This window comes from Streptomyces sp. NPDC057428 (genome assembly GCF_042803195.1).
In the GTDB taxonomy this organism is placed as follows: Bacteria; Actinomycetota; Actinomycetes; order Streptomycetales; family Streptomycetaceae; genus Streptomyces.
Window position 1 is genome coordinate 109405 of sequence record NZ_JBHVCT010000001.1, and the last position, 13848, is coordinate 123252.

15 protein-coding genes are annotated in these 13848 nt (G+C 72.5%); 11 read left to right on the forward strand and 4 right to left on the reverse strand.

What is annotated here, in order from left to right:
- Positions 1-50: 50 nt before the first annotated feature.
- The 3 genes from ACFU5K_RS00420 (at position 51) to ACFU5K_RS00430 (ending at position 2637) form a co-directional block, all read left to right on the forward strand.
- Positions 51-707 carry a class I SAM-dependent methyltransferase gene (locus tag ACFU5K_RS00420; RefSeq protein ID WP_384054845.1) on the forward strand — a complete coding sequence of 219 codons (657 nt, stop codon included), beginning with the start codon at positions 51-53 and terminating at the stop codon, positions 705-707.
- A 23-nt stretch (positions 708-730) separates the two neighbouring features.
- The gene (locus ACFU5K_RS00425; RefSeq protein WP_384054848.1) at positions 731-1621 is read left to right on the forward strand and encodes an N-acetylmuramoyl-L-alanine amidase; all 891 of its coding nucleotides are present in this window, start codon (positions 731-733) and stop codon (positions 1619-1621) included.
- A gap of 185 nt (positions 1622-1806) precedes the next feature.
- The gene (locus ACFU5K_RS00430) at positions 1807-2637 is read left to right on the forward strand and encodes a hypothetical protein (protein ID WP_384054850.1); all 831 of its coding nucleotides are present in this window, start codon (positions 1807-1809) and stop codon (positions 2635-2637) included.
- An 82-nt stretch (positions 2638-2719) separates the two neighbouring features.
- On the opposite strand, the gene ACFU5K_RS00435 is transcribed toward ACFU5K_RS00430, so the two are convergent.
- Complete coding sequence (locus ACFU5K_RS00435) at positions 2720-3499, reverse strand: maleylpyruvate isomerase family mycothiol-dependent enzyme (RefSeq protein ID WP_384054853.1); 780 nt, start codon at positions 3497-3499, stop codon at positions 2720-2722.
- Between the two features lie 135 nt (positions 3500-3634).
- Here ACFU5K_RS00435 and ACFU5K_RS00440 point away from each other — a divergent pair, with 135 nt between their 5' ends.
- Complete coding sequence (locus ACFU5K_RS00440; protein ID WP_384054856.1) at positions 3635-3925, forward strand: hypothetical protein; 291 nt, start codon at positions 3635-3637, stop codon at positions 3923-3925.
- A 115-nt stretch (positions 3926-4040) separates the two neighbouring features.
- On the opposite strand, the gene ACFU5K_RS00445 is transcribed toward ACFU5K_RS00440, so the two are convergent.
- From ACFU5K_RS00445 to ACFU5K_RS00455, 3 genes are read right to left on the reverse strand one after another with little or no spacing between them, the layout of a single operon-like run.
- Complete coding sequence (locus tag ACFU5K_RS00445; RefSeq protein WP_384054858.1) at positions 4041-5114, reverse strand: prenyltransferase; 1074 nt, start codon at positions 5112-5114, stop codon at positions 4041-4043.
- Positions 5111-5842: a class I SAM-dependent methyltransferase gene (locus ACFU5K_RS00450; RefSeq protein WP_384054861.1), complete on the reverse strand. Its 732-nt coding sequence runs from the start codon at positions 5840-5842 to the stop codon at positions 5111-5113. The genes ACFU5K_RS00445 and ACFU5K_RS00450 overlap by 4 nt, the downstream gene beginning before the upstream one ends.
- Before the next feature lie 52 nt (positions 5843-5894).
- A complete protein-coding gene (locus ACFU5K_RS00455; protein ID WP_384054864.1) occupies positions 5895-7208 on the reverse strand; it encodes a glycosyltransferase family 4 protein in 1314 nt (437 codons plus the stop codon).
- A gap of 232 nt (positions 7209-7440) precedes the next feature.
- On the opposite strand from ACFU5K_RS00455, the gene ACFU5K_RS00460 reads away from it, so the two are divergent.
- The 7 genes from ACFU5K_RS00460 to ACFU5K_RS00490 all read left to right on the forward strand — a co-directional run bounded on the left by ACFU5K_RS00460 (position 7441) and on the right by ACFU5K_RS00490 (position 13806).
- Positions 7441-8046: a TetR family transcriptional regulator gene (locus ACFU5K_RS00460; protein ID WP_384054867.1), complete on the forward strand. Its 606-nt coding sequence runs from the start codon at positions 7441-7443 to the stop codon at positions 8044-8046.
- 127 nt (positions 8047-8173) lie between these two features.
- Positions 8174-9409, forward strand: a complete 1236-nt coding sequence (locus ACFU5K_RS00465) for a substrate-binding domain-containing protein (protein ID WP_384054870.1) — start codon at positions 8174-8176, stop codon at positions 9407-9409.
- Between the two features lie 3 nt (positions 9410-9412).
- Positions 9413-10204, forward strand: a complete 792-nt coding sequence (locus ACFU5K_RS00470; RefSeq protein ID WP_384054873.1) for an ABC transporter ATP-binding protein — start codon at positions 9413-9415, stop codon at positions 10202-10204.
- Complete coding sequence (locus tag ACFU5K_RS00475; RefSeq protein WP_384054876.1) at positions 10201-10950, forward strand: ABC transporter ATP-binding protein; 750 nt, start codon at positions 10201-10203, stop codon at positions 10948-10950. The genes ACFU5K_RS00470 and ACFU5K_RS00475 overlap by 4 nt, the downstream gene beginning before the upstream one ends.
- Positions 10950-11837 (forward strand): branched-chain amino acid ABC transporter permease, encoded by an 888-nt coding sequence (locus tag ACFU5K_RS00480; RefSeq protein WP_384054879.1) that lies wholly within the window; start codon positions 10950-10952, stop codon positions 11835-11837. Before ACFU5K_RS00475 ends, ACFU5K_RS00480 begins: the two co-directional genes overlap by 1 nt.
- A complete protein-coding gene (locus ACFU5K_RS00485) occupies positions 11834-12922 on the forward strand; it encodes a branched-chain amino acid ABC transporter permease (RefSeq protein WP_384054883.1) in 1089 nt (362 codons plus the stop codon). Before ACFU5K_RS00480 ends, ACFU5K_RS00485 begins: the two co-directional genes overlap by 4 nt.
- Positions 12919-13806 carry an alpha/beta fold hydrolase gene (locus ACFU5K_RS00490; protein ID WP_384054886.1) on the forward strand — a complete coding sequence of 296 codons (888 nt, stop codon included), beginning with the start codon at positions 12919-12921 and terminating at the stop codon, positions 13804-13806. The genes ACFU5K_RS00485 and ACFU5K_RS00490 overlap by 4 nt, the downstream gene beginning before the upstream one ends.
- Positions 13807-13848 lie beyond the last annotated feature (42 nt).

Below are 13848 nucleotides of genomic sequence, written 5' to 3' on the forward strand. Positions count from 1 at the left end.
CGGCACGATGGGGCGGCCGTCCGATCCACCGCCCCACCAGGAGGAACCCCGTGGCCGCCGAGTCCGCCGTCCGACCCGAGCCGGATGTTCTCGCCGCCTTCGAGGCCGCCAAGGGCTTCATGCCGGTCCATGAGGGCCTGGTCCTGTACACCGCGGCCGTGGAGGCCGCATCCCTCGGCCTTCCGCTCCTGGAGGTCGGTACGTACTGCGGACGGTCGACGATCCTGCTCGCGGCCGCGGCCCGCGCCTCGGGCGTGACGGCGCTCACCGTCGACCACCACCGCGGCAGCGAGGAGCAGCAGCCGGGCTGGGAGTACCACGACCCGTCCGAGGTGGATCCCGCCCTCGGGCTGATGGACACGCTGCCCACCTTCCGCCGGACCCTGCACGAAGCGGGCCTGGAGGAGCACGTGGTGGCGCTCGTCGGCCGCTCCCCGCAGGTGGCGGCGCTGTGGGGCGGCCCTCTCGGCTTCGTCTTCATCGACGGCGGGCACACCGACGAGCACGCGAACGGCGACTACGAGGGCTGGGCCCCGAAGGTCGCCGACGGCGGCCTGCTCGTGATCCACGACGTCTTCCCCGACCCTGCGGACGGCGGGCAGGCCCCTTACCGGGTCCAGCAACGCGCCCTGACCTCAGGGGCGTTCACCGAGATCTCGGTGACGGACTCACTGCGGGTCCTGCGGCGTACGGGACCGGGGATCTGAGCGGGCACGGATAGCATCCCGACGTGCTCCACGACGACTTCGCCTCCTCCACCCCGCGCCCGGGCTCGCGCCGTACGACCGTGTTCGCCGCCGCCGGCCTCGCCTGTGTGTGTCTGACCGTCGCGGGATGCGGGGGTGACGGAGGGCCGGCGCCGGGCGGGGGCTCCGCGGCGTCCGCTCCCCCGAAGCGGTCCGCGAGTCCGTCCGCGGCGCCGAGGTCCGGCAAGCCCTTGCCGCGCGGCCCCCTCAGCGGGCGCACCGTGGTGATCGACCCGGGGCACAATCCGGGGAACCGCGACCACACGCGGGAGATCGGCCGCCAGGTGGACATCGGCACCGCGCGCAAGGAGTGCGACACCACGGGCACGGCCACCGACTCGGGGTACCCGGAGGCCCGGTTCACCCTGGACGTCTCGCGCCGGCTGCGCACACTGCTGGAGAAGCAGGGCGCGAAGGTGGTCCTCACCCAGGACGGCGACCGCCCGTACGGCCCGTGCATCGACGAGCGGGCCCGGATCGGCAACGAGGCCGGGGCCGACGCCGTCGTCTCCGTGCACGCGGACGGTTCGGCGCGCGGCAATCGCGGCTTCCACGTCATCCTGCCCGCCGCGGTGCGCGGAGGCGGCGCGGACACCTCGAAGATCGTCACCCCGTCGCGCGAACTGGGCGAACGGATCGCCGGGAATTTCGTACGCGTTACCGGAAGTGCCGCCTCCAATTACATCGGCGGGGATACCGGACTGGACACCCGCAAGGATCTCGGCGGCCTGAATCTGTCGACCGTGCCCAAAGTGTTCATCGAATGCGGCAATATGCGTGATCCTGAGGACGCCGCTCTGCTCACCAGCGGGGACTGGCGTCAGAAAGCGGCTCTCGGCATCGCCGGGGGTGTCAGCAGCTATCTGAAGAGGTAGTTATGCGGTGATGGTGGCGACATCGGGGGGATAGCCGGTCCGAGGTCCGGCAGCCTCACAACCCGCCCCGGCAGACGATAGATTCATCCGTACGATGGGGAGCCGCCGCCGAGCATCGCACCGCGCCCGCCGTTCCGGCGGCATCGACGACCGCCCCGACGAGACGACCGACTAAGGACCTTCACGTGAATATCCGCTCCCTCTCTCGAGGCGACGGCGTGGTGATCGGAGCAGCGGTCGTGCTGTTCATCGCCTCTTTCCTCGACCTCTCCGGCTTCGACTGCCCCTCGGGCGTGGACTGTTCCGGCTTCAGCGTGAACGCCAACGCCTGGGACTCGCTCTCCGTACTGATGGGCATCTACGTGGCCGGCATCATCGGCGCAGCGCTGCTGATCGTCAGCCGCGCCATGCCGGGCCGCAAGATCGCCGGTTTCGAACTCGGCCAGTTCGGCGCCGCGTTCACCGTCTTCTCCTTGTGGACGGCGTTCTGGACGATCATCGACGTCCCCGACGCGGGCGCCGGCCTGATCCTCGGCCTGCTCGCCGCCCTCGTGCTGGCCGGCGCGGCGGTCGCCACTCCGCTGGTCCCCGCGCTGAAGGCCCCTCTCATGGGCGCTCCCCGTCCTGCGGCGCAGGGCGTACAGGCGGCGTACGGCCAGCAGCCGGGCCAGGGGTACGGCTACCCGGGCCAGCAGCAGTTCGGCGGGCAGCCGGGCCAGCCGCAGCCCTACGGCGCGCAGCAGGCGCAGCCCGGTCAGCCGGAGCAGCACCAGGCTGCCGCTCCGCAGGCACACCAGGACGGTGGAGCACCGGCGGGTGACTTCACGCCGTTCTGGTTCGCGGTGCCGGTCGCACGCCCGCTGTTCGGCGAGGACGGCGCCTCCGGCCCGATCGCGGAACTCGCCCCCGGCACGTGGTACCTCGCGGTCGAGCAGCGTGGTCCCGGGCTCATCGCCCAAACGCAGGACGGCCGTCGTGGCCTGCTCCAGGACACCACGGGCATCCAGCGCGGCTGATCCGTCGCGAGCAAGTGGCCCCCGCCTCCGGGCGGGGGCCGCTGCCGTTCCCGGACCGGTGGTCCCGGCCCGGACGGGCTTCTCAGCCGAACGACGACCTCTCCAGCCAGAAGTCCAGCAGACCCCGGTCGCCCAGCACTTCCAACCCGCCCTCGTCCGGCTTACGCCGGCGGTTGAACGCGAGCATCAGCTCGGTCAGCGGGCCGCGCAGAGCCACCGTCGCCTTCGCGTGGGCATGGCGCCAGGTGAAGCCGTCCTCGCCGAACTCGATCAGCCATTCCGCGTCCGGCGCGTCCGTGGCGTGCAGGTGCAATGACCTTCCGCCTCCCCGGAGTTCGGCCGCTTCGGGGTCTCCTTCGGCCTGGGCGAAGGAGACGATCTGCAGCCACTCGGTGATCGTGTCGGCGGCCAGGTCCGGCGCCACCTCGAAGTCCTGGCCCACGGCCGCCGCGGCGTCCGCCCGGTGCACCGCGGTCTCGTGGGCCATGCGGCGGGCCCAGAAGGCGGTGCGGCGCTCCCACGCCCACGTCCAGACCTCCGTGTCCGGACCGGCCTCACGCAGGGCGTCGACGGTCGCGGCGGCACCCTCGGCGAGCCAGGCGTCCAGTGCGGCCGCGTCGCCGGAGGCCGGGCCGTCGCTGCCGGGCACCCCGTCGTCCGGGAGTTCGCCGGCAGCCCGGGTGCGCACGATCTCACCGGTCCAGCGGTGCGCGCCGCCGACGTGGACGACCAGCTCGCGCAGGTTCCAGTCGGGGCAGGTGGGGACCCGCGCGGTCAGGTCCGCATCCTTGACGAGATCTCTCAACAGGTCGGTCTGGAAAAGGATTTCCTCGCAGTAGCGCGCGTGCGTAAGAGGGCTCATCCCCGCACCCTAAGGGCTGGGCCGAGCAGGTTCAGCCGGATTTCCGGCCGGTCGTCAGCCGGTCAGGCGGGAGGGCCCGCCACCCGGTGCCCGCCGTACGGGTTTCACCCATGGCGGAGTGGCAATCAGGAGTGCATGTCAACAAGAAGAGGCTCAGGAAGCAGTACCGCCGCGCGGGTCATAGCCATCATCGCGGACGTCATGGCGTTCATCCTCATCCTGTGGATCCTGATGTACCTGCTCGATGCCAACCGTGGCAACGAACTGGTGCAGTTCGTCCACGACTCGGCCAACTGGCTGGCCGGATGGTCGTACGACCTGTTCACCTTCGACAAGGCCTGGGCGCGAGTCGTCGCCGGCTACGGTCTGGCCGCCGTCGTCTACCTCTTCATCGGGCACGCCGTGGCGGGCCGGGTCCGTCGCTGACCCGTGGCCGGCGGCCCTGGCCTCTCGTGCAGACCGAGCAGGACCCGGTCCCCACGAGAGGCCAGGGCTCATGTCGCCACGAGCCCGGAACGACCGGGCCCCGGTGGAGTAACCCTCAGTGGCAGCAGTCCGGTTCGAGTCCCGCCGGCAGGCGCTCGCCGCTGAAGACCGCGGTGGTCGCCTCGTCCCCGCCGAGCGCGGCCACCGCGAGGAGCAGGGAGCCGGCCGTCCAGGTGGTGAGCTCCTCCGGCCAGATGGCCTTCTCGCCCTCGAAGACGTATCCGGTCCAGTACAGGCCGCCCTCGGCACGCAGGTGCTGGATGGACTGGAGGACCTCCAGCGCCCGGTCCGACTCCCCAGTCACCCAGAGGGCCAGGGCGAGTTCGCAGCTCTCCCCGCCCGTCACCCAGGGGTTGGGCAGCACGCAGCGCACTCCGAGTCCGGGGACCACGAAGCGGTCCCAGCCCTCCTGGATCCTCCGCGTCGCCTCGGCGCCGGTGACCGCGCCGCCGAGGACCGGGTAGTACCAGTCCATCGAGTAGCGGCTCTTGTCCAGGAAGCGCTCGGGGTGGCTGCGGATCGCGTGGCCGAGCGCCCCGGCCGCCAGCTCCCAGTCGGGCTGCGGTTCCTCACGCTGCTCGGCCAGGGCCAGAGCGCAGCGCAGCGCCTGGTGGACCGAGGAGGAGCCGGTCAGCAGGGCGTCGGTGACGGGCGTGCCGTCCGCCTCGCGCTTCCAGCCGATCTGCCCGCCGGGCTGCTGGAGCCGCAGCACGAACTCCGTCGCCGCGTAGACCGTCGGCCACATCCGGTCGACGAAGGCGTCGTCGCCGGTGGCCAGGTAGTGGTGCCAGACGCCGACGGCCACGTACGCGCAGAAGTTGCTCTCGCGTCCGAGGTCGGTGGGCCGGTACGGGTCACCGTCCTGGTACGCGGCGTACCAGGAGCCGTCGTCGTTCTGGTTGCGGGCCAGCCACTCGTAGGCCCGGGCGGCGGCCTCGTGCTCGCCTGCCGCGTCGAGGGCCATGGCGGCCTCGGTGTGGTCCCAGGGGTCGAGGTGATGACCGCGGAACCAGGGCAGCGCCCCGTCCTCCCGCTGCACGGCGAGCAGCGCGGCCACCGTCTCGGCGGCCTGTGCGGCGGTGAGGACGCCCGGCAGGACCAGGTGTTCGGTCTGCTCGGGTGTGCTCACGCCTCGGCCCTGGGAAGGTGCGGCTTGGTCGCGTACGCCACGAAGCTCTTGCCGACGACCGGGTTGAGCAGCTGCTCGGCGACCCGGGTGGCCAGGGGCTTCTTCATGATGTCCCAGACGAGGAGCTTGTGGTAAGCGCGCACCGGAAGGGCCTTCTCGTTGTCCACCCCGAAGGCGCACTTCAGCCACCAGTAGGGGCTGTGCAGGGCGTGCGCGTGGTGGGTGCCGTAGGGCTTGAGTCCCGCCTCGCGGATGCGGCCGAGCAGCTGGTCCGCCTTGTAGATCCGGATGTGACCGCCCTCGACCTCGTGGTACGCGTCGGAGAGGGCCCAGCAGACCTTCTCGGGGCCGTAGCGGGGCACGGTGACCGCGATCCGGCCGCCGGGCCTCAGCACGCGGACCATCTCGGCGAGTACGCCCTTGTCGTCGGGGATGTGCTCCATGACCTCGGAGATGATCACCACGTCGAAGGACTCGTCGGGGAAGGGCAGGTTGAGCGCGTCGCCCTCCATCGCGGTCGCGGTCGCGCCCTCGGGGGCCTCCCCGGCCTCCTTCATCGCGGCGAACCACTTCGCGACCTCGCGGATCTCCTCGGCGTTCTGGTCGAGGGCCACCACCTGGGCACCGCGCCGGTAGCACTCGAAGGCGTGCCGGCCGGCGCCGCAGCCCAGATCGAGCACCCGGTCGCCGGCGGCGAGCGGGAAGCGGGTGAAGTCGACGGTCAGCACGAGGGCCTGCCTTCGAGGTCGGAGGTACGGGTTCCGGGAGCCGCGGGGGCGCTCACCTGCGGGCTCCCCGGGCGGCGATCGACTGACGGTACAGGTCGACGGTGCCGAGAGCGGCGCGGGCCCAGGTGAAGTTGGCCAGCACCCGGGCGCGGCCCGCCTGGCCGAGGCGGGCGCGGAGTTCACTGTCTCCGAGGAGCCGGCCGAGCGCGGCGGCGAGGGCGCCCGCGTCGCCGGGCGGCACGGCGAGGCAGGTCTGCCCGTCGGGCCCCGTGACCTCGGGGATCGCGCCGCCGGTGGTGGCGACCAGCGGGGTACCGGTGGCCATGGCCTCGGCCGCGGGCAGCGAGAAGCCCTCGTACAGCGAGGGGACGCAGGAGACTTCGGCGCTGCGGACCAGGTCGACGAGTTCGGCGTCGCTGATGCCCTTGACGAACTCCACCGCGTCCCTCAGCCCGTAGCGCTCGATGGCCTGGGCGACGGGCCCGTCCTCGGCCCGCTTGCCGACGACCACGAGGTGCGCGCGCGGGTTCTCGGTCCGGAGCTTGGCGAGTGCCTCGACGAGGTGCACGAGGCCCTTGAGCGGGACGTCGGCACTGGAGGTGGTGACGATCCGCCCGGGGATCTCGGCGACCGACGGGTCGGGCGACCAGAGGTCGGTGTCGGCCCCGATGTGCACGACGTGGACGCGGTCCCGGCGCACTCCGAGGTGCTCGACGATCTCCTGCTGGGAGGAGCCGGAGACGGTGAGGACGGACGGCAGGCGGCGGGCGACCCGCTTCTGCATCCGCGTGAAGGCGTACCAGCGGCGCACGGAGAGGCGCCGCCGCCTGGACTCGGCGGCCCCCAGGTCGAGTTGCCGGTCCACCGTGATGGGGTGGTGGATCGTGGTGACGAGGGGGGCGCCGAGGTCGCCCAGCAGGCCGTAGCCGAGCGTCTGGTTGTCGTGCACGACGTCGAAGTCGCCGCGCCGGGCGAGGAGATGGCGGCGCGCCCGCAGACTGAAGGTGAGCGGCTCCGGGAAGCCACCGGTCCACATGGTGGCGACCTCGGCGGCGTCGATCCAGTCCCGGTACTCACCGCGTCCGGGGGTGCGGAACGGGTCGGGCTGGCGGTAGAGGTCCAGGCTCGGCAGCTCGGTGAGCGGGACACCCTCGTCGAGTACGGGGTAGGGCTGCGCGCCGATCACCTCGACGCTGTGGCCGAGCCGGGCGAGTTCACGGCCGAGGTGGCGGACGTAGACGCCCTGGCCGCCGCAGAAGGGGTTGCCCTTGTAGGTCAGGAGTGCGATACGCAACGGCCGGTCACCGTCGGCACCCGACACGCCACCGCCCGCGAAGGGGCCTGTCTCTATGGCCTCAGCGGTCACACTCGGCCCCCTTCGTCACTGCGTTTTCGCCGGAGCGTAACCGGTCGCGCTAATCTAGAACAAGTTTCAGACTCGTTCGTTCAACAGGCACCGAATCTACCGGCAGGTAGCGTCTGTGTGACGGCCGGATCAGGTGATTCACGCCACGACGGCCGCCCTGGCCGTCCGTGTGCGCCCGGAAACCGGCGGCCGGCCGGACAGGTAACCGGTTCTCCCTTCTTGGACGGGGCAGATGACAGCGGAAGCCAGGCCTGCAGCCAGTCCCCTGACGGATCGCCAGGAGGCCCGCCGCCGCCGCATCCTCCAGGCCGGCGCCCAGCTGGCCGGACGGGGCGGCTTCGAGGCGGTGCAGATGCGCGAGGTCGCCGACGCCGCCGGGGTCGCCCTGGGCACGCTGTACCGCTACTTCCCCTCCAAGGTCCATCTCCTGGTCGCGGTGATGCACGACCAGCTCCAGAAGTTGCAGATCACCCTGCGCAGGCGCCCACCCGCGGGCGACGACGCCGGCCGGCGGGTCGCCGAGACCCTGATGCGCGCCTTCCGCGCGCTCCAGCGCGATCCGCATCTGGCCGACGCCATGGTGCGGGCGCTGACCTTCGCCGATCGCGGGGTGAGCCCGGAGGTCGATGCCGTGTCCAGGCTGACCACCGCGATCGTGCTGGACGCCATGGGGGTGGAGGACCCGACGCAGGAGCAGTTGTCCGTGGTGCGCGTCATCGGGCACACCTGGCACTCGGCCCTGATCACCTGGCTTTCGGGGCGTGAGTCGATCGCCCAGGTGAAAGGGGACATCGAGACGGTGTGCGGGCTGATCGGCCGCACGGCGGACGCGCGCTGAGGCGTGCCCATGTGCGGCACGCACACCGGCACCCGCCGAGGTGAGGTGCCCTGCACCATGTCGACGGCGCCCCGGTGTTCGTACGGTCGGCCGACATCACCCGAACCACGCCGAGGAGCCGGTCATCATGCGTCGCAGAGCCGTAGGCACCGTACGGAGAAGAACCCTGACCGCGACCGCGCTCTGCGCCGCGGGTCTGCTCATGGCGGGCTGCACCGCAGCCGGGCAGGCGGGCAGCGAGACCTCGTCCGGCAAGGGCGGCGACGACAGCGTGAAGGTGGGCCTCGTCTACTCCCGTACGGGGCTCCTCGCCGCCTACGGCAAGCAGTACCGCGACGGGTTCATGGCGGGCCTCGACTACGCCACGAAGGGCACCGGCAAGGCGGGCGGCCACCGGATCGAGGTCACCGAGCAGGACGACGCGGGGGACCCCGGCAAGGCGGTGTCCGCGGCGAAGAACCTGATCGGCAAGGGCTACAAGGTGCTGGCGGGCACCACCGACTCCGGCGTGGCCCTCCAGATGGCCCCGCTCGCCGCCCAGAACAAGGTGCTGTATGTCAACGGCCCGGCCGCCACGGACGCCCTGACCGGGGTCAACGACTACACCTTCCGCTCGGGCCGGCAGTCCTACCAGGACATCCTCACCGCGGGCACCATGCTCGGGGACCCCAAGGGCAAGAAGGTCACCGTCCTCGCGCAGGACTCCACCTTCGGGCAGGCCAACGTCGCGGCCGTCAAGGCGGTCCTGGGCGCCCGGGGGGCGACGGTGGGATCGGTCCTGGCCCCGCCCAGCGCCACCGACCTGACGCCCTTCGCCCGGCAGGTCAAGGCCGGCGGGCCCGACCTGGTCTTCGTCGCCTGGGCCGGTGCGACCGCACCCGCCCTGTGGACGGCGCTGGACCAGCAGGGCGTGCTGAAGGCCGGCAAGGTCGTCACGGGTCTGGCCGGCACCGCCTCGTACCCCGTGTTCGGGAAGGCGGGCGCGAAGGTCTCCTTCCTGGCGCACTACTTCCCCGGCGCGGGCGGTGGCAACGCCGTGGAGAAGGCCATGCTCGACCGCGTCGAGAAGGCGGGCGGCACCCCCGACCTGTTCACCCCCGACGGCTTCACCGCGGCGCAGATGGTGGTGCGCGCGGTCGAGGAGGGCGGCGCCACCGACACCGCCGCCATGGTGAAGGCCCTGGAGGGCTGGAGCTTCGACGGGGTGAAGGGCAAGGAGCAGATCCGGGCCGAGGACCACGCGCTGGTGCAGCCGATGTTCGTGGCCAGGCTGAAGGGCGCCGGCGCCACCGCCCTGCCCGAGCTGGTCAGCACTCAGCCGGCCGACTCGGTGGCACCGCCCGTGAAGCCGTCGGCGGGCTGACCCGTGACGGCGACCGGCTCCGCCACCGCGCGGGACGAGGGGACGCGCACCGGCGCCCCGGTGCTTCGACTGGACGGCCTGGGCTGGCGAATCGGCGGAGCGACCATCGTCGAGGACGTCACCCTCGATGTCCGGGAGGGCGAGTTCCTCGCCTTCATCGGTCCCAACGGGGCGGGCAAGACCTCCCTGTTCAACCTGATCAGCGGGATCGTCCGGCCCACCGCGGGCACCCTCACGCTGGACGGCACGGACCTGACGGACACGCCCGTGCACACCCGGGCGCGGCGCGGGATCGGCCGCACGTTCCAGACCTCCAGCCTCTGGCCGGGAATGACGGTGGCCGAGCACGTGAGGCTGGCAGCGCAGGCCGCACACGGCGGATCGCACCGGCTGTGGCGGCGGGCCTCCTCCTACCCCGCCGAGGTGGCCGGGGTGCTGGAGCGCACCGGGCTCGGCCACCGCGCCGGGGCCACGGCGGCCGAGCTCTCGCACGGTGAGAAGCGGAAGCTGGAGCTCGCGGTGCTGCTGGTGGGCGAGCCCCGGCTGATGCTGCTCGACGAGCCGATGGCCGGGGTGAGCGCCGAGGAGGTGCCGGTCCTCACCGAGCTGATCCGCACCCTGCACCGGGAGGAGGGCCGCACCGTGCTCATGGTCGAGCACCACATGGACGTCCTGCTGGGTCTCGCGGACCGGCTCGCGGTGATGCACCACGGCAGCCTGCTGGCCCTGGACACCCCCGGGGCGGTGACGGCCGACCCGGTCGTCCAGCAGGCCTACCTCGGGGAGGGACTGTGACGACACCCGAACCCGCCCTGCTCGCCGTGCGGGACCTGCGTGTACTCATCGGCGGCCGGCACATCCTGCACGGTGTGGACCTGGAGGTGGCGCGTCACGGCGTGACCGCGCTGCTCGGCCGCAACGGGGCGGGCAAGACCACGACCGTGCGCGGCATCCTCGGTCTCGTGCCGCGCGCGGGGAGCGTGCGCCTCGACGGCGAGGAGACCGTGGGGATGGCCACCCACACCCTGGTCCGCCGCGGCATCGGTTACGCCCCCGAGGACCGGGGGATCTTCGCGGGCCTCACGGTCGCCGAGAACCTGCGCCTGGCGGAACGCCGCGGCGCGGACGGGCCGGCGTACGGCCTGGTCCATGAACTCTTCCCCGAACTGAAGCGTCGTGAGGCGCAGTTGGCCGGCACCCTGTCCGGCGGCCAGCAGCAGATGGTGGCCATCGGGCGGACCCTGCTCAACGGCAACCGGCTGATCATCGCCGACGAGCCGACCAAGGGCCTGGCGCCCAAGGTGGTCACCGAGGTGGCCCAGGTCCTGGAGCGCGCCGCCGAGGCGGTCCCCGTCCTCCTGGTCGAGCAGAACCTCGCCGTCGTACGCCGGCTCGCCCTGCGGTGTGTGGTGCTCGCCGACGGCAGGACGGCCCACCGGGGCGACGCGGCCGCGCTGCTGGGCGACGCGCGGGCCACGCGCGAACTGCTCGGCGTGGGCCGCGGCCCGCTCGCCACACACACCGCGGAGGCGGATTCCTGATGTCCACCATCGTGCTGCTCACCATGACCGGACTCGGTCTGGGGGCGCTCTACTTCCTCATCGCGTCGGGCCTCTCGCTGATATTCGGCCTGATGGACGTGCTCAACTTCGCCCACGGGGCGCTGCTCTCCATCGGTGCGTACGGCACCTGGTGGGCCGCGTCCGGCAATCTGCCGGGCGCGGGGCCCGGCGGCTGGGGCTTCGCCCTGGCCGTCCTGTTCGGTACGGCGGTGGGCACGCTGGCCGCCGTGGTCCTCGAACTGGCCGTCGTCCGCCCGCTCTACACCCGGCCGCGCGAGCAGGTGCTCGCGACGGTCGGAGTGGGTCTCGCCGTGCCCGCCCTGCTGTCCGGCATCTGGGGTTCGGACGCCCGGACGTTCCCGGGGCCCGAGGCCCTGTCCGGCACCTTCGGGCTGCTGGGCGCCGAAGTGCCCGTCAACCGGCTGGTGCTGATCGCGGCGGCGCTCCTCGTCCTCGTCGCGCTGCGGGTGTTCCTCGGCCGGACCCGGCACGGCCTCGTCGTACGGGCCGGGGTCGAGGACCGCGCGATGGTGACGGCGCTGGGCATCGACGTCCGCAAGGCGTTCACCCTGGTCTTCGCGATCGGCGGCTGCGTGGCCGCGCTCGGCGGGGCGCTCGGCGGGCTGTACTTCGGGTCGGTCGACCCCCGGCAGGGCACCTCGCTGCTGATCTTCGCGTTCGTCGTCGTGGTCACCGGCGGCATGGGCTCGGTGACCGGCGCCGCAGTGGCGGCCGTCGTCATCGGCCTGGTCCAGCAGTTCGCCAACTACTACACCGCAGCGGGCCTCGGCGACCTGGCGGTCGTCGTCCTGCTCGCCGCGCTGCTGCTGATCCGGCCGCGCGGACTGACCGGGAGGCTCGCGTGAGCACCGCCACCACACCCGCACCCGCCGCGGTCACCACCGCGCCGGCGCCGCCCAGGACCCGGCTGCTGCACTGGTGGCCGGCCGGTGTCCTCGTGCTGCTGGCCGTCGCGCCCTACAGCGCGCTCCCCGTGCCCGGTCTGCTGGACGGCCCTCTCGGCAGCCCGGGGTCCCTGCAACTCCTCGCCACCTGCCTGCTGTTCGGCGCCCTCGCCACGGGGTACGACCTGCTGCTCGGCCGGACGGGTCTGCTCTCCTTCGGGCACGCCCTGTACTTCGCGGCGGGCAGCTACGCCACGAACATGCTCCTGCTGGAGGCCGGGCTGCCGTTCGCGCTCGCGGCCGTGCTGGGACTGTGCTTCGGCGTCGCGCTCGCCCTCGTCCTGGGGTCGGTGAGCCTGCGGGTCACCGGCATCGGCTTCTCGATGGTGACGCTCGCCTTCGCCCAGGCCGGCTCGATCCTCGTCTCACGCAACCCGGGCGGCCTCACCGGCGGTGAGGAGGGCCGGGCCGCCCCGGCCGAGCTCCTGCCGTCCTGGCTGGTCGGAATCGACAACACCGCGAACCTCTACTGGATCACCCTCGCCTACCTCGTCCTCACCCTGGCCGTGGTCCGGTGGGCGGTGCGCTCACCCACCGGCCGTGTCTGGGAGGGCATCAAGGAGAACGAGCGCCGGGTCGAGGTGCTGGGCCTGAAGCCGTACGGCTTCAAGCTGACGGCCTTCGTGCTGGCCGGGGCCCTGGCGGCGGTCGGCGGGCTCGTGCACCTGCTGCTCACCGGCGGCTCGACCCCCCAGACCACGACCTCGGACTTCACCCTGTCGCTGCTCGTGATGGTGGTGCTCGGCGGATCGGGCACCCGCTGGGGCCCGATGGTCGGCGGCATCCTCTACACCTGGGCCGACCACCGGCTCGGCGACCTGGCGGGGTCGGGCGCCGTGGCCGACCTGCCCGCGGTCCTGCGCGTGCCGCTCTCCCAGCCGCTGTTCCTGCTCGGGGTGCTGTTCGTGGCCGTGGTACACCTGCTGCCGGGCGGCCTGGCCCGCCTGCCGTCCCGTCTGCGCCGGTCCCGTGAGGAGAAACGATGATCCCGTACGAGGAGATACGCGTCCCTGTGGCGGGGGGCGAGATGGCCGCGCTGCGCTGGCCCGCCCGTGACCCGGGAGCCGCTCCCGTGATCGTGGCTCTGCACGGCATCACGGCCAACGCGCTCTCGTGGGCCGCGGTCGCCCGTCACCTGGACGGCCGCGCCACCCTGGTCGCCCCAGACCTGCGCGGCCGGGCCGCCAGTGCGGGACTGCCCGGTCCGTACGGCATCGCCGCGCACGCGGACGACGCCGCCGTCCTCGCCGAATGGCTGGGGCTCGACGGGGTGGTGCTGGCCGGCCACTCCATGGGCGCGTTCGTCGCGGCGCTCGCCGCCGTACGCCACCCGGAGCGCTTCGGCGAACTGGTCCTGGTCGACGGCGGGTTCGGTTTCCCCGCGCCCACCCACCTCTCGGCCGACGAGCTGATGACGGCGGTGATCGGCCCGGCCATGGACCGCCTGTCGATGACGTTCACCGACCGGGACGCCTACCGGTCGTTCTGGGAGGCCCACCCCGCGTTCGGCGGCGACGCGTGGTCGCCGGAGGTGGACGCCTACATCCAGCGGGACCTGACGGGCGAGGAGCCCGCGATGCGCTCCAGCTGCCTCCTGGAGGCGGTGCGCACGGACGGCGTGGGGCTGTTCCAGGACGAGGTGCTCAAGGCCGCACACGAACTCCCGCACCCGGCGGTGCTGTTGTGGGCGGAGCGCGGGCTGATGAACGAGGAGCAGGGGCTGTACGACGAGGCCCGGCTCGCGGCGGCGGGGCAGCCCGGCACCGGCGTCCGGGCCTTGTGCGTCGACGGGGTCAACCACTACACCGTGCTGACGGGCGACAAGGGGGCCGCTGAGGTGGCCCGGTCCCTGCTGGAGGCGGCACGCTGACCGTGTGGCGGCAGTTCCCGTCCGGGCCGGGCGGGTACTGCC